The organism is Bacteroides sp. L10-4, from assembly GCF_013373675.1.
Classification (GTDB): domain Bacteria; phylum Bacteroidota; class Bacteroidia; order Bacteroidales; family Bacteroidaceae; genus Bacteroides; species Bacteroides muris.
The window spans coordinates 15,356-35,652 of the sequence record NZ_JABXJH010000039.1 but is presented as its reverse complement, the minus strand read 5'-3'; the positions used below and the strand labels follow the sequence as shown (position 1 = coordinate 35,652).

Annotated in this window: 19 protein-coding genes; 11 read left to right on the top strand and 8 right to left on the bottom strand. The window is 45.0% G+C overall.

Going from position 1 to position 20,297, the window contains the following annotated elements; all coding sequences use genetic code 11:
• Nucleotides 1-87: 87 nt before the first annotated feature.
• The 3 genes from HU824_RS13005 (at nt 88) to rpmA (ending at nt 2,001) form a co-directional block, all read left to right on the top strand.
• A complete protein-coding gene (locus HU824_RS13005; protein WP_136010600.1) occupies nt 88-777 on the top strand; it encodes an HAD family hydrolase in 690 nt (229 codons plus the stop codon).
• A 614-nt stretch (nt 778-1,391) separates the two neighbouring features.
• Nucleotides 1,392-1,709 carry a 50S ribosomal protein L21 gene (gene rplU, locus HU824_RS13000; RefSeq protein ID WP_136010599.1) on the top strand — a complete coding sequence of 106 codons (318 nt, stop codon included), beginning with the start codon at nt 1,392-1,394 and terminating at the stop codon, nt 1,707-1,709.
• Nucleotides 1,710-1,731: 22 nt separating this feature from the next.
• Complete coding sequence (gene rpmA, locus HU824_RS12995) at nt 1,732-2,001, top strand: 50S ribosomal protein L27 (RefSeq protein WP_136010598.1); 270 nt, start codon at nt 1,732-1,734, stop codon at nt 1,999-2,001.
• Between the two features lie 486 nt (nt 2,002-2,487).
• Here the strand turns inward: rpmA and HU824_RS19815 are convergent, their stop codons facing one another.
• Together HU824_RS19815 and HU824_RS19810 are read right to left on the bottom strand one after the other, a co-directional pair.
• Nucleotides 2,488-2,718 carry a transposase gene (locus HU824_RS19815; protein WP_255260519.1) on the bottom strand — a complete coding sequence of 77 codons (231 nt, stop codon included), beginning with the start codon at nt 2,716-2,718 and terminating at the stop codon, nt 2,488-2,490.
• A complete protein-coding gene (locus tag HU824_RS19810) occupies nt 2,664-2,966 on the bottom strand; it encodes a transposase (protein WP_255260518.1) in 303 nt (100 codons plus the stop codon). The genes HU824_RS19815 and HU824_RS19810 overlap by 55 nt, the downstream gene beginning before the upstream one ends.
• 515 nt (nt 2,967-3,481) lie before the next feature.
• Here HU824_RS19810 and HU824_RS12985 point away from each other — a divergent pair.
• The 4 genes from HU824_RS12985 (at nt 3,482) to HU824_RS12970 (ending at nt 9,089) form a co-directional block, all read left to right on the top strand.
• Nucleotides 3,482-4,651, top strand: a complete 1,170-nt coding sequence (locus tag HU824_RS12985; RefSeq protein ID WP_217994201.1) for a 6-bladed beta-propeller — start codon at nt 3,482-3,484, stop codon at nt 4,649-4,651.
• Between the two features lie 123 nt (nt 4,652-4,774).
• The gene (gene serS / locus HU824_RS12980) at nt 4,775-6,049 is read left to right on the top strand and encodes a serine--tRNA ligase (RefSeq protein ID WP_176469056.1); all 1,275 of its coding nucleotides are present in this window, start codon (nt 4,775-4,777) and stop codon (nt 6,047-6,049) included.
• 261 nt (nt 6,050-6,310) lie between these two features.
• Nucleotides 6,311-8,611 carry a bifunctional dihydroorotate dehydrogenase B NAD binding subunit/NADPH-dependent glutamate synthase gene (locus HU824_RS12975; RefSeq protein WP_176469055.1) on the top strand — a complete coding sequence of 767 codons (2,301 nt, stop codon included), beginning with the start codon at nt 6,311-6,313 and terminating at the stop codon, nt 8,609-8,611.
• Nucleotides 8,612-8,717: 106 nt separating this feature from the next.
• Nucleotides 8,718-9,089: a hypothetical protein gene (locus HU824_RS12970; RefSeq protein ID WP_255260517.1), complete on the top strand. Its 372-nt coding sequence runs from the start codon at nt 8,718-8,720 to the stop codon at nt 9,087-9,089.
• 64 nt (nt 9,090-9,153) lie between these two features.
• Here the strand turns inward: HU824_RS12970 and panD are convergent, their stop codons facing one another.
• Together panD and panC are read right to left on the bottom strand one after the other, a co-directional pair.
• Entirely contained in the window at nt 9,154-9,507 is a 354-nt protein-coding gene (panD, locus tag HU824_RS12965) for an aspartate 1-decarboxylase (protein ID WP_005823568.1), read from the bottom strand.
• Nucleotides 9,508-9,539: 32 nt separating this feature from the next.
• Nucleotides 9,540-10,397 (bottom strand): pantoate--beta-alanine ligase, encoded by an 858-nt coding sequence (panC, locus tag HU824_RS12960; RefSeq protein ID WP_176469054.1) that lies wholly within the window; start codon nt 10,395-10,397, stop codon nt 9,540-9,542.
• 246 nt (nt 10,398-10,643) lie between these two features.
• Between panC and HU824_RS12955 the strand changes: the two genes are divergently transcribed.
• Both HU824_RS12955 and HU824_RS12950 read left to right on the top strand, forming a co-directional pair.
• Nucleotides 10,644-11,462 carry a glycogen/starch synthase gene (locus HU824_RS12955; protein WP_136010592.1) on the top strand — a complete coding sequence of 273 codons (819 nt, stop codon included), beginning with the start codon at nt 10,644-10,646 and terminating at the stop codon, nt 11,460-11,462.
• 28 nt (nt 11,463-11,490) lie between these two features.
• A complete protein-coding gene (locus tag HU824_RS12950) occupies nt 11,491-13,077 on the top strand; it encodes a DUF4270 domain-containing protein (protein ID WP_176469053.1) in 1,587 nt (528 codons plus the stop codon).
• Nucleotides 13,078-13,160: 83 nt separating this feature from the next.
• Here the strand turns inward: HU824_RS12950 and HU824_RS12945 are convergent, their stop codons facing one another.
• The 3 genes from HU824_RS12945 to HU824_RS12935 are packed head-to-tail and all read right to left on the bottom strand — an operon-like array spanning nt 13,161 to nt 17,817.
• A complete protein-coding gene (locus HU824_RS12945) occupies nt 13,161-14,576 on the bottom strand; it encodes a glycoside hydrolase family 57 protein (RefSeq protein WP_136010590.1) in 1,416 nt (471 codons plus the stop codon).
• Between the two features lie 17 nt (nt 14,577-14,593).
• A complete protein-coding gene (locus HU824_RS12940; protein ID WP_136010589.1) occupies nt 14,594-15,862 on the bottom strand; it encodes a glycosyltransferase family 4 protein in 1,269 nt (422 codons plus the stop codon).
• Between the two features lie 14 nt (nt 15,863-15,876).
• Complete coding sequence (locus HU824_RS12935; RefSeq protein WP_176469052.1) at nt 15,877-17,817, bottom strand: glycogen debranching enzyme N-terminal domain-containing protein; 1,941 nt, start codon at nt 17,815-17,817, stop codon at nt 15,877-15,879.
• 170 nt (nt 17,818-17,987) lie between these two features.
• Between HU824_RS12935 and HU824_RS12930 the strand changes: the two genes are divergently transcribed.
• Together HU824_RS12930 and HU824_RS12925 are read left to right on the top strand one after the other, a co-directional pair.
• On the top strand, nt 17,988-18,680 hold the full coding sequence (locus HU824_RS12930; protein WP_176469051.1) for a rhomboid family intramembrane serine protease: 693 nt from the start codon (nt 17,988-17,990) through the stop codon (nt 18,678-18,680).
• A 100-nt stretch (nt 18,681-18,780) separates the two neighbouring features.
• Nucleotides 18,781-19,443: a Crp/Fnr family transcriptional regulator gene (locus tag HU824_RS12925; protein ID WP_176469050.1), complete on the top strand. Its 663-nt coding sequence runs from the start codon at nt 18,781-18,783 to the stop codon at nt 19,441-19,443.
• Nucleotides 19,444-19,462: 19 nt separating this feature from the next.
• Here the strand turns inward: HU824_RS12925 and HU824_RS12920 are convergent, their stop codons facing one another.
• Entirely contained in the window at nt 19,463-20,155 is a 693-nt protein-coding gene (locus tag HU824_RS12920) for an SGNH/GDSL hydrolase family protein (RefSeq protein WP_136010585.1), read from the bottom strand.
• Between the last annotated feature and the right edge of the window lie 142 nt (nt 20,156-20,297).

The window sequence follows — 20,297 nt, the reverse complement described above, 5'->3', positions numbered from 1 at the left end:
AAACAAAAATAATACAAATTTCCGATTAATCCTCTTTTTAATTTTACAAAAATATACTTTACACTATCTTTGCCACAAAAAGTCACAATGAATTACACGACCTATCTTTTCGACTTTGACTATACGCTTGCTGATTCTTCCCGCGGAATCGTCACTTGTTTCCGCAACGTACTGACCCGTCACGGATATACAGAGGTGACGGATGATGACATCAAACGTACTATCGGCAAGACTCTGGAAGCCTCTTTTTCCATCCTCACCGGTATGACAGATGCCGGACAACTGGCAGGATTCAAGGCGGAATACCGAAAAGAGGCCGACACGCATATGACTGTCAATACGATGCTTTTTCCGGAAACCAAGTCCGTACTGACTGCGCTGAAGGACTCCGGCGCCCGCATCGGAATCATCTCGACCAAATACCGATTCCGCATCAAGGAACTCCTCGACCAGCATTTTCCCGCAGACTTTATGGAGATTATCGTGGGTGGTGAAGACGTGAAAGCCGCCAAGCCATCCCCCGAAGGGCTGCTCCTTGCCATTAAACGACTGCATGTCAGCAAAGCCGAGACCCTCTATATAGGCGACAGCACGATAGATGCAGAAACAGCCCAAGCAGCCGGAATAGACTTTGCCGGGATTACCCACGGAGTAACCACTGTCAAAGAGCTGGAGAAGTACCCCCACCGGAAAATAATGAGCACTTTGGAAGAGCTGCCGACAGTACAAGAGAAACATTCCTCATATTCAAGATTGAAAAACTCCTCCTGCCGGTAACGCAACCTGCACCCGCTTGAATTGCGGCACCACCTATACCGGCAACTACTGCAACCGTTGCGGACAAAGCCGCAACACTCCACGCTACCGGTTGAGTAACACTCTCAAAAACATTGCCGGAGGCTTATTCAATATAGACAACGTTTTTGGGCGTACCCTTCTCTTGCATTATTGTGCTTCCATATCTTTCACCTTTTTCTGAAACGCCCTATCCATCGGCATTTCCGGTGAAACTTCTTTTCCCTTCGGAGAGTGGCGGTGAACACCTTCTCCGGCATGTTTGTCAGACTCCGGTGCCTATCGCGACAGACTCCGGTGTCTGTCAGATTAAACACAAGTGTCTGTCAGATTAGACACAAGAGTCTGTCAACTTGCCATATACAGTTGTCAACTTCAGGATGCTCAAGTAAAGGTTTACACTCTCCAAACTCCTTCTAGCTACCTCAAATTAAAGAGCCATGTATACAAAAAAATAAAAAAGCAAAAGAACATTTGCCCGATTAGAATAAAAAGAGTACTTTTGTGCCCGATTATTCCGCACCGGGTTCGACCAAGTGCTTTCTAAGTGATTAGAGACCACCCGACGGAGCTAACTTATACATTATATATAAGAAATGTACGCAATTGTAGAAATCAACGGCCAGCAATTCAAAGCAGAAGCTGGCAAGAAACTGTTTGTACACCACATCCAGAATGCAGAAAACGGTACAACAGTAGAGTTTGACAAAGTTCTTTTGGTAGACAAAGACGGCAACATTACCGTAGGTGCTCCCACCGTAGAAGGCGCAAAGGTTGTTTGCCAAGTCGTATCAAACATGGTAAAAGGCGATAAAGTTCTCGTTTTCCACAAGAAAAGAAGAAAAGGTTATCGCAAGTTGAACGGTCACCGTCAACAATTCACAGAGTTAACAATCACAGAAGTAGTAGCTTAATCAATTAAAACAGTAAGAAGAAATGGCACATAAAAAAGGTGTCGGTAGTTCTAAGAACGGCCGCGAATCACAGAGTAAGAGATTAGGCGTTAAGATATTTGGTGGCGAAACTTGCAAGGCAGGTAACATCATCGTTCGTCAAAGAGGTACTGAATTCCATCCGGGTGACAACATCGGTATGGGAAAAGACCACACTCTTTTCGCTTTAGTAGATGGAACTGTAAAGTTCAAAGTGGGCAAGGAAGACAGACGTTCAGTTTCTGTTATCCCCGCAGAAAATGCAGAAGCATAAGTTTCACAGACAAGAAATAAAAGAAAGGCTGGATTCTTCAATGAGTTCAGCCTTTCTTTATTATAATACAACATGCTTCAAACGAGTTGCATAGCAATAAATATAGAAAAAGTATTAAAAAATAAAATAAGATGTTTTTTTCCGCGACATTTGTGAAAAACAGGTAGTATGAAAACCCAATTGACCTATATAATCATATTTGTCCTTTCAATAGGATTGATTCTATCGGTCAAATCCGATCTCCAACTTCATTATACCCTAAAAAGTAGCATACAAAAACAAACAGAAAAAGAAATCGAACTAAATTCTATCTTGTGGGCAATAAGAGCCTGTTTAAATTTTCTTCAATAATAATCTTATAGTGGCTAATTTGACCATTTCCTCTGCCGAGTCGAATGTTAGTTCATAGTTTCGGCAGAGCCTTCTATTGTAATCCATCCATGAGAATGTTCTTTCCACAATCCATCTCTTTTGAATGGGTCTGAATCACTGTTCCTTGTACGCGCTGATAACAACCTGAATGACATATCCGAATTTCTTTCTTATGTTATCGACAAGTTCTCCTCGGTAACCTCCATCGACAAGGATGTTTTTTACACTGGAGCACATCTCCTTAAGAACCCTCATCAGCAAATAAGCGGCTTTACTGTCATGCACATTAGCTATGGTGACCATAACGGCAATAAGAAAGCCATGCTTTGACCACGTTTCACACATACATGCCCACGTAATTTCTCTAACAACAAGTCAAAATCCAATTGAGAGGCACATTTGCGATAGTAGTAATAGACCAACTGCCACTTGGGAAAGTCAAGAGGAAGCATCCGCCATTGACAACCTGTCTTTACCAGGTAAAATATAGCGTTCCAAATCAATCGCAAATCATATTTTCGCTTTCTTTCTTGCAGGTTCAATACTTTTGTTATATATTGCCAATCGGTTTCCGTTAAATCTGTCTGATACATCTTTTTTTAAGTTTGGTCGCTTCAAAGAAAGAAATAATCTGGCGGATACGGAAACCTCTTTAGAAAAAGATTTCAGGCATTTTTAAACAGGCTCTTAGAGATATTTTCTTCCCAGTCAAAGAAGTGCCCGAATTTACCTTTATGCATTTTCAAACAAATACAAAAAAAAATATTCTAATGATTGTTTAACCTTTTAAATTGTAAATGCCATGAAAAGAAAAGTTATTATTTTAGCTATTACCAGTTTGGTTATTATCATTTCTAATTTATTTTTTTAATCAAATAGCAAATCAATATTAATCACCGACTTTGATTTACTAAATATTGAAGCCTTAGCCCAAAATGAGAGTGAAGGTGACAATCAATGGTATCAACCTGAGACCCGAAGGTGTAAACTAGAATTAGGTGGAGGATAGTTTGAAAGTAGTGTAGAAAGAGTTTGCGTATTTTGCGTAGTACCATATTCTTGTACCTCAGTAGCATGTGGTGGAGTCTTTTAATAAAAAATAACTATTATGAAACAACTATATTATATCACAACTTTCCTACTTATTTTCTGTTCTTGCCAAAACAAGAACAGAAGTAACGAATCCTTATTTCAAGCAGAGAATATATCCACCGAAGGACTACAAACCATAACGGTGGAAGTAGAAGACTATGATTTCGAGTACTTAGGAAAATACCTCAAGGCCGCTTCTTATGTTCAACTGGCCGCCGAACCTTTAATTGGCGCCATCAAGGAAGTGCAGATAAAAAACGAAAAAATATATGCGCTTGATGCATTTTCCAGAATTGTTTGTTATGACATGCAAGGCAATGTCATCTTTAAGATAGATGCAGTAGGGGCCGGACCGGGAGAATATGTACGTATCAGCGCTTTTGCAATAAACGAGCAAAGCAGAGAACTGGTTATTTACGACAACCCGAAGACGACACTGCTATATTATAACTCCGATAATGGGAAACATATTAAAACAGAGAAGTTTCCCAAGCCCAATCCCGGTGCAATGGCTTCATCGGATGGAGTTTATTATTACGATAATCAGTTTCACAGTAATTACCCCAACGACAGTACACTGCACTATTCCCTATTATTATCAAAAAACGGCACTGATATTGTTCAACGCTATTTTGCACACAATCAAGCAGAAGCCGAATATCATTTCAGTGCCACACCACAGCCGTTCAGTTACAATGATTCCGTACTATACTATTGCAGAAACTTCGATAACATAGTCTACAAACTAAGCCCGAATGGTTTAAAGGCCGTTTACGAGATAAAGATTCCCAATCCATTGCCATTCTCGAAGATTGAAGAAAAAGCAAATGAGATGGGACTCATGAAATCAGCCTACTCTTTGGGAATAGAATGTATATACAAGTGCGAAAATTTGCTTTATTTCCAGTTTTATAAAGGCGGCTATCTGCAAGTTGTCCTCTATGACCTATCCCGGAAAAAGCAGATATATTGTGGAAAAAGACTGGCGGACAAAGCAGGAAGAGAAGTTCCCTTTTACCGATTAATCAACGGAGTGTACAAAAACCGATTCTGGGGGTATATAACCCCGGAAACCATCGAGTGGGCTTTAGCCAATGAACCAGACAAAGATTATCCTGAAATATTCCGCAGCTACAATCCCGATTCCGGCAATCCGATTATCGCATTCTATGAAGTTGTGAAATGACAGGAAGATAAAACCACGCAAATAGCAGGCAATACAAAAAATAAGCAACTATCTTTTTGTATTACCTGCTATTTGCGTTATCTTTGCCCTCAAAATCAGAGTATTTAAATTGTATATAAGAATATGCTTACCATCAAACAGATTACAGAAAACACCGACGCGGTTCTCCGCGGACTGGAAAAGAAGCACTTCAAGAATGCAAAAGAAACCATTGCACAAGTGCTGGACTTCAACAACAAAAGAAAAGCCAACCAAACCCTCTTAGATAAAAACCTGGCGGAAGCCAACTCACTCTCCAAATCCATCGGACAACTGATGAAGGAGGGCAAGCGAGAAGAAGCGGAAGCCGCCAAGAGCCGTGTGGCCGAACTGAAAGAGGGTAACAAAGAATTGCAAGCCAATATGGAGCAGGCTGCCAATGATTTGCAGACTTTGCTTTACACCATTCCCAACGTTCCCTACGATAGCGTGCCCGAAGGCGTAGGCGCCGACGACAATGTGGTGGAGAAAATGGGAGGCATGGAAACCGAACTTCCCAAAGATGCCCTGCCCCACTGGGAACTGGCCAAGAAATATGACCTGATTGATTTCGACCTGGGCGTTAAGATTACAGGCGCGGGATTCCCTGTATATAAAGGTAAAGGCGCACAATTGCAACGCGCCCTCATCAACTTCTTCCTGGACGAAGCACGCAAATCGGGCTATACGGAAATTATGCCGCCGACAGTGGTGAACGCTGCTTCCGGCTATGGTACGGGGCAACTTCCCGATAAAGAAGGACAAATGTACCATTGCGAAGTGGACGACTTATATCTGATTCCTACAGCCGAAGTTCCGGTAACAAACATCTACCGCGATGTGATTCTGGACGAAAAGCAGTTGCCCGTCAAGAATTGCGCTTATACCCAATGCTTCCGTCGCGAAGCCGGCTCATACGGAAAAGATGTACGCGGCCTGAACCGTCTGCACGAATTCTCCAAAGTAGAGCTGGTGCGCATTGACAAGCCCGAACATTCCAAGCAGTCTCATCAGGAAATGCTGGACCATGTGGAAGGATTGCTCCAGAAGCTGGAACTGCCCTACCGCATTCTTCGTCTTTGTGGCGGTGACATGAGTTTTACAGCTGCCCTCTGCTTCGACTTCGAAGTGTATTCCGAAGCACAAAAACGTTGGCTGGAAGTAAGTTCCGTCTCCAATTTTGACACTTATCAAGCCAACCGTCTGAAATGCCGCTACCGCACGGCAGAAAAGAAAACAGAGCTTTGCCATACGCTGAACGGTTCTGCACTGGCTCTGCCACGTATCGTTGCCGCCTTGCTGGAAAACAATCAGACTCCGGAAGGAATCCGCATTCCGAAAGCATTGGTACCGTATACCGGATTCGAGATAATTGACTAAAAGCCGCATCTTTTGTGCTATAAAAAGAGAATAGCACGCAGATGACAAATAAGGCAGATGACCACAGATAATTGTTGCTATAAATAATTAATCTGTGGTCATCTGCCTTATCTGTGTCATCTGCGTGCCATCCCCTCAACTCCCTCACCTCCATCATTTTTTCCATCCCCCTTTCTTTGTTATTAACAAATAACCCTTATCTTTGCAAAATCTATCAATCTGACAGTAATTACGTAATTATACCAACAAAATCATTAGATAATGAATAAAATCATTAGCAAAAAACATTTTTCAGAAAAGGTATTCAAATTAGTCATTGAAGCACCGCTAATTGCTAAGTCACGTAAGGCAGGACATTTTGTCATTGTGCGCGTAGGCGAAAAAGGCGAACGTATGCCGCTTACCATTGCAGAAGCCGACCCGGTAAAGGGAACCATCACTCTGGTGGTTCAGGAAGTCGGACTCTCCTCTACCCGTCTTTGCGAACTGAATGAAGGCGATTACATTACGGATGTTGTCGGTCCGTTGGGACAAGCCACCCACATTGACAACTTCGGAACCGTGGTTTGTGCCGGAGGCGGTGTAGGCGTAGCTCCCATGCTCCCCATCGTACAGGCGCTGAAAGCTGCCGGCAACCGTGTCATTACCGTACTGGCAGGTCGTACCAAAGAACTTATTATCCTTGAAAAGGAGATGCGCGAAAGTTCCGATGAAGTCATCATCATGACCGACGACGGCTCCTACGGACGCAAAGGTCTGGTGACGGAAGGTGTGGAAGAAGTCATCAAACGCGAGAAAGTGGATAAATGCTTCTGCATCGGCCCTGCCATCATGATGAAGTTTGTTTGTTTGCTGACAAAGAAATATGAAATACCCACCGACGTATCGCTGAACACAATTATGGTGGACGGCACGGGCATGTGTGGAGCCTGCCGCATCACGATAGGCGGAAAAACGAAGTTCGTATGCGTAGATGGCCCCGAGTTCGACGGACATCAAGTGGATTTCGACGAGATGCTGAAGCGTATGGGCGCCTTCAAAAGTATCGAACGCGAAGAAATGCACAAGCTGGAAGAACCGCAAACCTGCCAGGCCACCGGTGAGAACAAAGAAGACGAGAAAAGCCGTAACGCTGCCTGGCGCCAGGAACTGCGCAAATCCATGAAAGCCAAAGAACGCACGGCAATTCCGCGTGTGGAGATGAACGAACTCGATGCAGAATACCGCTCGCACAGCCGCAAAGAGGAAGTCAATCAAGGGTTAACGAAAGAACAAGCGCTGGCAGAGGCCAAACGTTGCTTGGACTGCGCCAACCCCGGATGTACGGAAGGTTGTCCCGTAGGCATCGACATCCCCCGCTTCATCAAGAACATCGAGCGCGGCGAATTCCTCGAAGCTGCCAAGACCCTGAAAGAAACCAGTGCACTGCCCGCAGTCTGCGGTCGCGTCTGTCCGCAGGAGAAGCAGTGCGAATCCAAATGTATCCATCTGAAGATGAACGAGAAGCCGGTAGCCATCGGCTATCTGGAACGTTTTGCCGCCGACTACGAACGGGAAAGCGGACAAATCTCCATACCGGAAATCAAGGAAAAGAACGGTATCAAAGTTGCCGTCATCGGTTCGGGACCTGCAGGTCTGTCGTTTGCCGGAGATATGGCAAAGTATGGCTATGACGTGACCGTTTTCGAAGCACTGCACGAGATTGGCGGTGTATTGAAATACGGCATTCCGGAGTTCCGCCTGCCCAACAAGGTGGTGGATGTGGAAATTGACAACCTTGCCAAAATGGGAGTGGAATTCGTCAAAGACTGTATCATCGGCAAGACGCTCAGCGTGGAACAATTGGAAGAAGAAGGCTTCAAGGGCATATTCGTAGCTTCGGGTGCAGGACTGCCCAACTTTATGAATATCCCCGGCGAGAACTCCATCAATATCCTCTCGTCCAATGAATACCTGACCCGTGTCAACCTGATGGATGCGGCAAGTGAAGATTCCGATACACCGGTTCCTTTCGGTAAATGCGTAGCCGTGATAGGTGGCGGCAATACTGCCATGGACTCTGTGCGTACTGCACGCCGCCTCGGTGCAGAGCGCGCCCTGATTATCTACCGCCGCTCGGAAGAAGAAATGCCGGCACGTATCGAGGAGGTGAAGCATGCCAAGGAAGAAGGCGTAGAGTTCCTGACCCTCCACAACCCGATTGAATACATCGCCGACGAACAAGGAAAAGTAAAACAAGTGGTGCTTCAGAAGATGGAGTTGGGTGAACCGGATGCCAGCGGACGTCGTAGTCCCGTACCCATCCCCGGAGCCACGGAAACCATCGACATCGACCTTGCCATCGTCAGCGTAGGTGTATCTCCCAACCCGATTGTCCCAAGCTCCATCAAGGGATTGGAATTGGGCCGGAAGGGAACGATTGCCGTCAATGATAATATGCAGTCGTCCATCCCGACCATCTTTGCCGGAGGCGACATTGTCCGCGGAGGTGCTACCGTAATCCTTGCCATGGGAGACGGACGAAAGGCAGCAGCAGCGATGAACGAACAGCTAAAAAAATAAGAATCTGTCATGAAAGGTGGAGACATACGAACTCCACCTTTTTTATTCTACTACAACCTCTCCCTCTGCTTTCCCCTTCTAACATACAATTTAATATTTCAAGAAAATGAAACGTATTCATCTATCCCTACTTCTCTGCCTGGCTTCCCTATTGGCAAGCGCCCAAGAGCCCCTAAACGGGGATTCCCTTGCTTCAGACTTTCGGTATCTGGTAAAAGAACTGGCAAATACCTATATGGAACAAACCTTATTCCGGCTACCCTATACCGGTATGCAAGGCTCTATCTCCAACTCCATACAAATATGCTTTCCGGGCAAAGACCGGTGTGCCCACACACTTTATCCGGACCTGATGCCCACCTATCAGGATTACCAAAGATATAATTTTGATGTCCAAACTGAGATTCTGTATTTACTCGACAAGATTAAATCGGCTCCTCATTCTCATACGAACCCTGCGGAGAAGTATCAGAAGTAAAAACAAAGCCCCGTTTACAGATAAATTGCAAACGAGGCTTTATTTCTATATTTCAATAAAGAGACTACTTCACCACCTTGTTCGTTGCCGGGTCGGGGAAAATCACCGTCGGCTTGAACGACTTGGCTTCTTCAAAGTCCATCAGCGCGTAGGACATGATAATAACAATGTCATCGGGTTGCACCTTGCGGGCTGCCGCACCGTTCAGGCAAATTTTGCCAGAACCACGCTCGCCCTTAATAATGTAGGTTTCAAAACGCTCACCGTTATTATTGTCGGCTATATATACCTTCTCGCCGGCAATCATGTTGGCGGCATCCATCAAATCTTCATCGATCGTGATGCTTCCCATATAGTTCAGGTTCGCTTCCGTGACGCGGGCACAATGGATTTTCGACTTCAACACTTCAATCATCATATCTTTATAAATTACGAATTACTAATTATAAATTACAAGGCAGCAGGCTCTTTGTACTTGATATTATCAATCAGACGAACTTCCCCGCAGAACACTGTGATGCAACCCACAGCATAAGAAGTTTCCTCCCAATCGGCAATCTTCTGTAAGGTATTGCCATCCACCAGTTCAAAGTATTCCAAACGCAATCCGGGGGCGGCTGCGATGGTGTCTTCCACAAACTTCCGTGTCTCAGCTACCGTGTGTGAGGCTGCAAAGGTACGACTTTCAAATAAAGTCTGGGAAATTTTCAGTGCATTTTTGCGTTCTTCGGCAGACAAACGGGCATTGCGACTGCTCAGAGCCAACCCGTCTTCCTCACGCACAATCGGACACCCTACAATTTCCAAAGGATACTTCATCTGGCAGACCATCTCGCGGATAATGGCCAACTGCTGGAAATCTTTCTCGCCAAAGTAGGCACAATCCGGCTTCACCGCATCAAACAGCTTGCTCACAATCTGGCAGACACCGTTAAAATGCCCCGGACGGAATGCCCCTTCCATCACTGTGTCCAGCGGCGCATAGCTGAAACGGCGGGTATCCGGTTCCGGATACATCTCCTCCACCGAAGGTGCAAAGACAAATGCAGCTCCACACGCTTCCAGCAGACGGCAGTCAGCCTCCGGCGTACGGGGATATTTCACTAAATCATTCTTGTCATTAAACTGAGTCGGATTTACAAAAACGCTTACTACAGCAGCGTCATTTTCTGCCACACAACGTTTCACCAATGAGGCATGACCGGCATGCAAGGCACCCATCGTAGGCACCAGACCTACCTTCTTTCCTTGGGCTCTCAAAGCCGAAAGTCCGGCCTGCAAGTCCTTGATAGTATGTACTATTTCCATTTTAATTGGTTATATGATAACTTGGTTGTTCGCAAAAGCGGTGCAAAATAAACCATTATTTAGCATATAAAGAAGAAATATCGCAAATTAATGCAAAACCCAATACACTTTCCAGCCAAGCCCCAAGCACTTTAATCACTGAAAAACAAACAGTTAACAATTCATAAGGAATTATAGACAGGCTACGTTTGCTTTATTGCCCGTTTTTTTTTATATCTTTGCAAAATAATTGAGAACATTGTTATTATGACAAAGGCGAACAAGGTTTTATTTATAACCCAAGAAATTACTCCTTACGTTTCAGAATCCGAAATGTCCCTCGTAGGCAGAAACCTACCTCAGGCTATTCAAGAAAAAGGCAGAGAAATCAGAACGTTTATGCCCAAATGGGGAAATATCAACGAACGCAGAAACCAGCTGCATGAAGTGATACGACTCTCTGGCATGAACCTCATCATTGACGATACCGACCACCCGCTCATCATCAAGGTTGCCTCTATCCAGTCTGCACGTATGCAAGTGTACTTCATCGACAATGACGACTACTTCCAAAACCGCTTGCAGGCAATGGATGAAAACGGTGAAGAGTATGAAGACAATGATGCCCGCGCCATCTTCTATGCCCGCGGTGTACTGGAGACAGTGAAGAAACTGCGCTGGTGTCCTGACATCATCCACTGCCACGGCTGGATGACCGCTTTGGCGCCTCTGTATATCAAGAAAGCTTACAAAGACGAACCTTCCTTCAGAGATGCCAAGGTCGTATTTTCTCTTTATGAAGATGACTTCAAGCAACCTTTCCACGCAGACTTCCCCAACAAGCTGTTGCTGAAAGGCATCACCAAGAAAGATATTGCCGGATTGAAGGAACCTATTGACTACGCTTCACTTTGCAAACTGGCTGCGGACTTCTCCGACGGCATTATCCAGCAAAGCAAGCATGTCGATGAGGAAGTGATGAACTATGCCCGCGAATCCGGAAAACCGGTATTGGAATATCAATCTCCCGAAAACTTTACCGAAGCCTGCAACGACTTCTACGACAAAGTATGGGAAACAAAATAAAAATAAAATTGATTTAGACAATAAAGCTATGAAAGTAAGATATCTGGGAACATTGCTTTTGGCAGTCCTGACTTTCTTTGGATGCGATGACAACACCGGTACATTAGGTTTGGGCATGTTACCCGATTCTGACCGCATGTCAGCGCATACTACAACTTTTGATGTAATAACACGTTCATTTGCCGTTGATTCCGTATTTGCCAAGACGAGTACCGGATATATAGGCAAGTTTTCCGATCCGGAATTCGGTTATTACGAAACAAGTTTCCTCACGGAATTGAACTGCACGGAGAACTTCTCCCTTCCTGAAGTGTATAAGGAAACTGAATGGGACAGCGAAGGAAATCCGACAAAAGCCACCGGTACAATGGCAGGAGACTCGGTAGTTGCCGTGCAACTGACCATACTTTATGAGAACTGGTTTGGCGACTCCTTGAATGCGTGCCGGATGAGCGCCTACGAGCTGACCAAAAAGCTGGATAAAAACCGCTACACCAACATCAAGCCGGAAGAATATTACATCGACGAAGGCGGCCATTTCAAATTGCTTGGACGCAAAGCCTATTCTGCTTACGATACTTCTGTACCTGACTCAATAAGAAATGCGACAGATGCGTATGGCACCAAGACCTTCTATCCCAATGTAACGTTCCCATTGGACAAGAAAGCCTTCGGCGAAGACAGAATATTGAAAGTTTATCGGGAACACCCCGAATACTTTAAAGACGCTGCAACTTTCATAGACAAAATTTTCAAAGGAGTATACGTGAAGAGCGATTATGGAGATGGAACCATCCTCTATGTGGATTATGTGGCTTTGAATATGCAATTCCGTTTCCACCACGTAAATGATACTACCGGTGTAGCACTGAAGAAAAAGGATGGTACAGACTCTTTGTTCTATAGCATGCAGACTGTATTTGCCTCTACCAAAGAGGTTATCCAGGCAAACCGGTTCTTGAATTCCGATTTGATAAAGGAAAAGGCCCAAAAAGAGACGGGACACACTTACATCAAATCTCCTGCCGGTATCTTCACCGAAGCTATCATGCCATACGATTCAATATACAACAAACTGTCCAATGACCCCCTGAATGCCGTGAAGTTGACTTTCACGAATTACAATATAAACAGCGACTACGAATATAGCATGAGTGCCCCCAATGACGTGCTGTTGATACGTAAGCAGGACTTGAAGAGCTTCTTTGAAGACAACAAAGTCAGGGATAATATCACCTCATTTACAACAACCCACAATGCATTTGCCACCAATCAATACGTATTCAGCAACATAGCCCGGTTGGTTACCACTTGCATCAACGAAAAACAAGCTGCCAAGAAAGCCGCCAAAGATAAAGCCGGCAGTTCTTGGAATGAGACAGAGTGGGAGAAAACTTGGAACAAAGAAAATGAAGACTGGGATAAGGTATTGCTGATTCCGGTTTCCATTACCTATGACAACAGTACAAACAGTAGTGGCAACAAAACCATGACCGGTATCCAGCATGATCTCAAGCCGGGATATGCCAAACTGAAAGGAGGTCCGGAAGAAGAAAACGGTAAAGTAAAATCTCCATTGAAGATAGAAGTAACATACACCAGTTTCAACAAGTAACTGACAGATATTCCATAAAAAAGCCTTCCGTTCATTGTAGAACGGAAGGCTTTTTTTATGATTGATGGGACAAGCTGCCGATATTATTCAACAGCCTTTTTAGTTGTTTTCTTAGCAGCAGGCTTTTTGGCAGAGGCCTTGGCCTTTGCCGGTTTTTCAGCGGCAGATTTAGCTGTAGCCTTGCTCTCTTTCTTTTCCGCAGCCTTTATCTTCTCCAGTTTGGTCTGCGCTTTCGCCAATTCCTTGTGAAGTTCCTCTATCTCGGTACCTTGGTTCTGGATGGTGGTCAGCAATGCATTCAGCTCTTCATTATCTATATCCACCGGATAGAGAGAATCTACACGTTTGATAAAGTCACCAAGAATATTCATATAATTGGTGAAAGCATCGAAAGGAGATTCATAAATGCCACGGTTCAAACCGACACCGCTTTGCTTGGTAGTCATGAAACGGAAGTTGTTACTTGCCTGCAGATAATCCCAGTCTTGCTTGATACGGCGGTCATCACAGAGATGGACACGTTCGGCAACACTATACAGCTTGTTGAATGCTTCACGCTGCATCACATTACCCAGCCAGCAGCTGGTATCTCTTTCTTCGTCCACCCAAGACATCGGGTATGGAACGTCCAACTGGGAAACAGATTTCAGTTTGGTAACGATTTCCGTCGGTGTAGAGAAAGTAATTCCCTTTTCTTTAGCACAATACGGCAATGCCTTCAGGAATTCCAGAATATTGGAAGACAACGGCTGTGCCATACCCAGAGCAGAAAGTTCCATAAAGATATTGATAACCTGCTCTTCTTGCGGCAAAGCATCAATCCAACTGATATATTTGTCGGCAAACAAAGGATACTCGCTCCACTCAGAGTTGGAGAAACGCAGGCTGATGTCGTCAGACAACTTAAAGTCACGCAACAGCAACTTCAAGTTAGGATTCATAGAACAGTGATATACATAGTGCGGACTCTTCCACCCCAGCACATGCTTGGCTCCTTCCGTCAGCATACCCTTGAATCCCAGAGCTGCCACCATCGCACCAATCTCGTCATTATAAATCAGGCTGGAATTACGGAATACCTTCGGCGCCTTACCGAACATTTGCTTCATCTTGGCACTCTGCCGCATCACTTCTTCCTTGAAACAATCTTCGTTGGCCAAAGAAGAAAGACCATGAGAATAAGGTTCAGCCAGGAATTCGCAACAGCCCGTTTCGCTGAGCTGACGCAGCAGGTCTATAACAGCCGGCGCATGTATCTCCAATTGCTCCAATGCCACGCCGGAGATGGAGAAAGCCACTTTAAACGCACCTCCGGAATTCTTCACCATTTCAATCAAGGTGTTCAATGCCGGGATATAAGAGCGTTCGGCTACATCATTGATACTGGTTTCATTGGCATAATCATCGTAGTAATAATGATCGGTACCGATATCAAAGAAACGGTAACGTTTCAGATGAATAATTTGATGTATTTCAAAATAAAGACAGATAGTTCTCATTTCTATTATTGTTTTTGTTATTTACCATAGTTTCTTAACACATCCTCGTAGAGGGCGCGGATTCTCAAGCCTACTTTTTCCCACGTAATTCCATCCACTTCCTTCTTGCCCTCTTCCTGCAGATATCGGAAGAGAGCGGGATTGGTGCAGAGGGAATAAATGGCATCTGCCATTGCATGAATGTCCCAATAATCGGTCTTGATGACCTTATCAAGGATTTCACCGCATCCCGACTGTTTGGAAATGATGGAAGGGGTTCCACACTGCATGGCTTCCAATGGAGCGATACCGAAAGGCTCGGAAACGGAAGGCATAACGAATACATCACTGTTCTTGTAAACCTCATATACCTGCTTTCCCTTCATGAAGCCCGGGAAATGAAAGCGGTCGGCAATACCCCGTTCGGCTGCCAGATTAATCATAGCATTCATCATATCGCCCGAACCGGCCATTACGAAACGAATGTTACGCGCACGTTTCAACACGAGTGCAGCAGCTTCCACAAAGTATTCGGGCCCCTTCTGCATCGTGATACGTCCCAAGAAGGTAACCACCTTCTCCTTGGTATGTTCGGGACGAGGTATATCCTGATATTCCTGCGAAAGCGGATATACAGCATTGTGCATTGCAAACACTTTGTTAGGGTTCTGGTGATACTGCTCAATCACCGTGCGGCGGGTCAGCTCGGACACACACATGATGCAGTCGGCATAATCCATACCGTTCTTCTCCATAGAATAGACGGTAGGATTGACTTTTCCACGCGAGCGGTCAAAGTCCGTAGCATGGACATGGATGCAAAGCGGCTTTCCGCTCACCATTTTGGCATGTACTCCGGCAGGATACGTCAGCCAGTCATGGGCATGGATAATATCAAATTCCTGCTGGCGAGCCACTACTCCGGCAATCACCGAGAAATTGTTTATCTCTTCGTGCAGGTTGCCGGGATAACCGCCGGCAAAATCCATGCAGCCTATGTCATTGACGTGCATATAAGAGAAATCCGAATAGATATGGTCGCGGAAAGAATAATAATCTTCCGGTGTCATGTTGCGCGTCAGCCTCGACTTCAAATAATTGTAATCGACATCACGCCACACGATGGGCACCTGGTTCATGCCCACTATCTTCAAGAAATCCTCTTCTTCACCCGTCGGCTTGGGCATGCAGAAAGTAGTTTCCACATCACCCTGCAAACTTAATCCCTTAGTTATTCCATAAGAAGCAACCGCAAGACCACCATATATTTTGGGAGGGAATTCCCATCCAAACATTAAAACTTTCATCTTCGTTCCTCCTTTTATAAATTATATTTAGACAATAACTTCAAGATACGCAGGATTTCTGCCGTATTCATGGCAAATGACACTGCCCCTCTTCCTACAAACGGAGGATTACCATCGAAGAGTTCGGGCAATGCGCCAATACAGTGGGAAGTCATTTCATCTTCCATACCGATAAGGTATCTTTCTACAAACGACACGCCACTCACTTTATAGATGCGCAGATATGCTTCCATGTAGAAACCCATCAGCCACGGCCATGCCGTACCCATATGATAAGCATAATCTCTTTGAATCTGAGGACCTACATAATTCGGATTGTATCCGCCACTCTTGGGGCTCAGAGTACGCAAGCCCTTCGGAGTCAACAGTTCTTTCGTCACAATATCGAGCACCTGCTTCTTCTGCGACCTATCCAAAGGAGAATAGTCAAAGGCAACGGTAAATATCATGTTGGGGCGTACGCTCCAATCCATCATATAACCATCCACATAGTCGAACAGATAACCATACTCATTACGGAAGACTTCTACGAAAGATTTTCCGGTTATTTCCGCCTGAGCGTCCAGAGTATCGGCAAGAATTTCATTGCCTCCCTCCCGAACCATATCGGCCACAAAACGCAAGGCATTATACCACAGTGCATTCACTTCCACAATGTAGCCCGTACGCGGAATAACCGGACGGCCATTGGCGGTGGAATTCATCCAGGTAACCGCTTTTTCGGTGCCATTGGTATACAACAGTCCGTTTTCGTGCAGGAAGAGATTGTCGTGCCTGCGTTCACGGATATAGTCAACAATCTCCTCCAGAAGATTACCGTACATCTGCCGGCAATTTTCACGCGAAGTCTCCTTGGCATACTGCTGTAAAGCCCAGATAGCCCACAACAGCACATCCGGATGCTCCATCTCGTATATCTTGTAGGAGGAAGGTTCTCCATTGATAAACTCGCGGATAGCCTTTTCCGCTGTTTTCATCACGTCTTCAAATTCATCCTGCTCGCCTAAGGCCAAAGTAAGACCAGGCAAAGAGATGAACAAGTCACGGGCGCGGCACTTGAACCAGGGATAGCCTGCAAGCACATAATGCTCCTCTCCCTGCTTGTTGTGGAACTGGTGCGCCGAATTTTTCAGACAGTGGTAGAAACTGTCACGCGGAGTGCGGTCGGCCACCTCAGACTCAAACGTCTGCTTCAACTTACGGGGAGAAATCTCGGAGATACCGGCAGAGAAGACCACGCTTTCGCCTTTCTTTATATCCACTTCAAAATATCCCGGCACATAAAGGTCTTCGTTGAAGTCATATCCGCGTTCCTGTTCTTTAGAATACTCGATACCACGATACCAGTCAGGCTGAAAGTGGAACTCATTCTTTTTGTTGAGCTGCATGAACAACTCAGGATAACCGGGATACATGCAAGTTTTAATGCCATTCTCCACCAACTGGTAGTCGCGGCTTGCCTGCGCATTTTCGTGCGTGTACTCGCGCACACTGCGGAATGCCAGGAAAGGGCGGAATCTGAGTGTGGTTGCCGAATGGGCATCGACCAAGGTATAACGAATCAGAATCCGATTTTCATGATGTACGAAAATCTTTTCCTTACGAAGGATGACGCCTCCTACACGATAAGTAGTTGTCGGGATGTTTTCACAGTCGAACTCTCGGATGTACTTGTGTCCATTGGGACTGAAGTGGTTTCCTTGATACTTATGTAACCCCAAGTTGAACTCCGCACCGTGCTGAATTACAGTTTCATCCAAAGAAGACAGCAGCACATGGTTTTCATCATCGAGATTGGGGACTGGTATCACCAACAGACCGTGATATTTGCGTGTGTTACAATCTACAATTGTTGTACAATGATAGGCTCCTGATCTATTCGTCCGCAATATCTCCCTTGGCAAAGATTCTTGCAGATTAATCATCAGGGTCTTGTCAAATCGTAAATAACTCATAGTTGTGCATTATTTAAAGGTTAATTATTTCGGTATATGCGCTACAAGCCATGTAGCGATGCCCAAAAATACGAATTAAAGCTTATAGCCAAAATAAAAAGTCAGTTTTTTTTCGGTTTTCGTCAAATATTCCGTAGTATTGTACAAAAATAGCAATCAACGTACGAAATATGAAGCATGACATACAGAAAATGGCATTGGCAGCGGTTATACCTCTATTCCTGCTATTCATTTTATACATTTTGAAGTTTTTGGAGATAGGCATGGATTGGAACTTCACGCAACTGGGAGTATATCCGATGGAACAGCGGGGCATGTTCGGAATTTTCGCACACCCACTGGTACACAGCAGTTTCAAGCATCTGTTCGCCAATACGATTCCACTTTTTTTCCTGATGTGGTGCCTGTTCTATTTCTACCGCCACATAGCCCCCTACATCTTTTTTGCCATTTGGATAGGATGCGGTACGCTTACCTTTCTTATAGGGAAACCGGGATGGCATATCGGAGCCAGCGGCATCATATACGGACTGGCATTCTTTCTGTTCTTCAGCGGCATACTGCGCAGGCACGTACCGCTCACCGCCATTTCATTGCTGGTAACGTTTCTATATGGCGGCCTGGTATGGAACATGTTCCCTCAGTTTGCCAAGACGACCACTTCCTGGGAAGGGCACCTCAGTGGAGCCATAGCAGGCACGTTGTGTGCCATAGGCTTTATGGGATACGGTCCCCAACGGCCTGACCCGTTTGCCAGAGAGGAAGACGAGGAAGACGATGAGGAAGATAAGGAAGACAATGAGGATGAGGACGATAGGAAGGAAGAGAAAAAGAACGAGGATTCGTCTACAAGGATTGAATAGCACGTTTAAGAAACAATAAAAAAACAAAAAGAGGGGTAAAGAGTTTACAGTACACCTTGATAATGTCTATTTTTGTTTCAAAACAAGAAGAAAAAGCATTATGAATACAATGTTTGATACATTATTGCAACTGCCACTCTTTCAAGGACTCGCACAAGAAGACTTTACCAATATCCTGGGAAAAGTAAAACTGGACTTTACGAAACACAAGGCAGGCGAAGTCATTGTGAAAGCAGGCGACACATGCAGTCAACTGATATTTGTATTGAAGGGTGAAGTTTCCTCATACACATCATCTGCGGATGCATCATACAGTTTCACGGAATATTATCAGGCACCCTACGTCATAGAGCCGCAATCTTTGTTCGGAATGAACACCTCCTACGTTTCAACCCACACAGCTCAGACAGAAACCCACACCGTAAGCATCAGCAAGGCTTTCGCCATGAGCGAATTGTTCAGATACGACATATTCCGCCTGAATTACATGAATATCATCAGCAACCGCGCCCAAAGCCTGAACAACCGTCTTTGGGCGAAAACCGCCGACAACCTTGAAAAACGTATCGGCAACTTTATCCTGACACATACCGAACGTCCGTCGGGCAGGAAAATACTGAAAATTAAAATGGAAGAATTGGCCCAGGTAGTCAATGATACCCGCATGGGAGTATCGAGAGCGTTGAACGGCATGCAGGAGAAAGGCCTGCTCGAACTGCGCAGAGGCGAGATAATGATTCCCGACGCGGAAAAGCTCTTATAGCCACCTGAGCCGGGGTTTACTACAGCACCTTGTCTATCGCTTTCTTTATCAAGGTTTCCATCACTTTATATCCTTCCAAAGTGGGGTGTACCCCGTCTTTGGTATACGAGGGGTTCAAAGCGTTATTACCGCCTTCCACTTCTACCATCTCACTGTAATAGTCGACATAAGGAATCTTGTTTTCCCGGGCATACTTCCGGATTCTGGCATTCAACTGCATTATCTTTTGAGGAGCATCCTTGACAGAAGGGTTCCAGCCAAAGGCAGCAGCAGGCAGCACAGAGGTCAAAATCACCTTTATCTTATTGGTCCGTGCCAACTCTACCATAGACACTATATTTCCAAAAGTGTATTCTTCATTATAAGCGCCTGCATTTTCCGCTACGTCATTGGTACCTGCGTTTATCACGACCAGCGCCGGAGCAAGCTTGATGACATCTTCGCGAAAACGGAGCAGAAAATGAGAAGAGGTCTGCCCGCTTATGCCACGGCCCACATAACCGTTGTCCTCAAAGAAAGCGGCATCGTTTGCCACCCATCCTTCCGTGATGGAGTTTCCCATAAAAACCACCCGGTTCTTTTGCTTTCCCTTTCGCAGCAATTCCTTGTTTGCCTCTGCATAGCGTTTCAAATTTCCCCAATCCTGCTTTTGTGCGTCAGAGGCTACCCAGGGGAAGCACAAAAAGACAGCAATCATACATAAAAGTTTCATCGTTCTATTCATTATTATTCTATTTATAAAAAACGGGAATGTGCCAAAACACCAAAAATATGAAAATCACCCCTGTCACAGATATCTGTAGCAAGGATGATTTTGTTAAAGAGAAGGTTTTGACCCCTCATCACTATCATTG

Bases quoted from the DNA above. Each gene is read 5' to 3' on its own strand.
- HU824_RS13005 (WP_136010600.1), top strand. From the start codon at position 88: ATGAATTACACGACCTATCTTTTCGACTTTGACTATACGCTTGCTGAT.
- rplU (WP_136010599.1), top strand. From the start codon at position 1,392: ATGTACGCAATTGTAGAAATCAACGGCCAGCAATTCAAAGCAGAAGCT.
- rpmA (WP_136010598.1), top strand. From the start codon at position 1,732: ATGGCACATAAAAAAGGTGTCGGTAGTTCTAAGAACGGCCGCGAATCA.
- HU824_RS19815 (WP_255260519.1), bottom strand. From the start codon at position 2,718: ATGTGTGAAACGTGGTCAAAGCATGGCTTTCTTATTGCCGTTATGGTC.
- HU824_RS19810 (WP_255260518.1), bottom strand. From the start codon at position 2,966: ATGTATCAGACAGATTTAACGGAAACCGATTGGCAATATATAACAAAA.
- HU824_RS12985 (WP_217994201.1), top strand. From the start codon at position 3,482: ATGAAACAACTATATTATATCACAACTTTCCTACTTATTTTCTGTTCT.
- serS (WP_176469056.1), top strand. From the start codon at position 4,775: ATGCTTACCATCAAACAGATTACAGAAAACACCGACGCGGTTCTCCGC.
- HU824_RS12975 (WP_176469055.1), top strand. From the start codon at position 6,311: ATGAATAAAATCATTAGCAAAAAACATTTTTCAGAAAAGGTATTCAAA.
- HU824_RS12970 (WP_255260517.1), top strand. From the start codon at position 8,718: ATGAAACGTATTCATCTATCCCTACTTCTCTGCCTGGCTTCCCTATTG.
- panD (WP_005823568.1), bottom strand. From the start codon at position 9,507: ATGATGATTGAAGTGTTGAAGTCGAAAATCCATTGTGCCCGCGTCACG.
- panC (WP_176469054.1), bottom strand. From the start codon at position 10,397: ATGGAAATAGTACATACTATCAAGGACTTGCAGGCCGGACTTTCGGCT.
- HU824_RS12955 (WP_136010592.1), top strand. From the start codon at position 10,644: ATGACAAAGGCGAACAAGGTTTTATTTATAACCCAAGAAATTACTCCT.
- HU824_RS12950 (WP_176469053.1), top strand. From the start codon at position 11,491: ATGAAAGTAAGATATCTGGGAACATTGCTTTTGGCAGTCCTGACTTTC.
- HU824_RS12945 (WP_136010590.1), bottom strand. From the start codon at position 14,576: ATGAGAACTATCTGTCTTTATTTTGAAATACATCAAATTATTCATCTG.
- HU824_RS12940 (WP_136010589.1), bottom strand. From the start codon at position 15,862: ATGAAAGTTTTAATGTTTGGATGGGAATTCCCTCCCAAAATATATGGT.
- HU824_RS12935 (WP_176469052.1), bottom strand. From the start codon at position 17,817: ATGAGTTATTTACGATTTGACAAGACCCTGATGATTAATCTGCAAGAA.
- HU824_RS12930 (WP_176469051.1), top strand. From the start codon at position 17,988: ATGAAGCATGACATACAGAAAATGGCATTGGCAGCGGTTATACCTCTA.
- HU824_RS12925 (WP_176469050.1), top strand. From the start codon at position 18,781: ATGAATACAATGTTTGATACATTATTGCAACTGCCACTCTTTCAAGGA.
- HU824_RS12920 (WP_136010585.1), bottom strand. From the start codon at position 20,155: ATGAAACTTTTATGTATGATTGCTGTCTTTTTGTGCTTCCCCTGGGTA.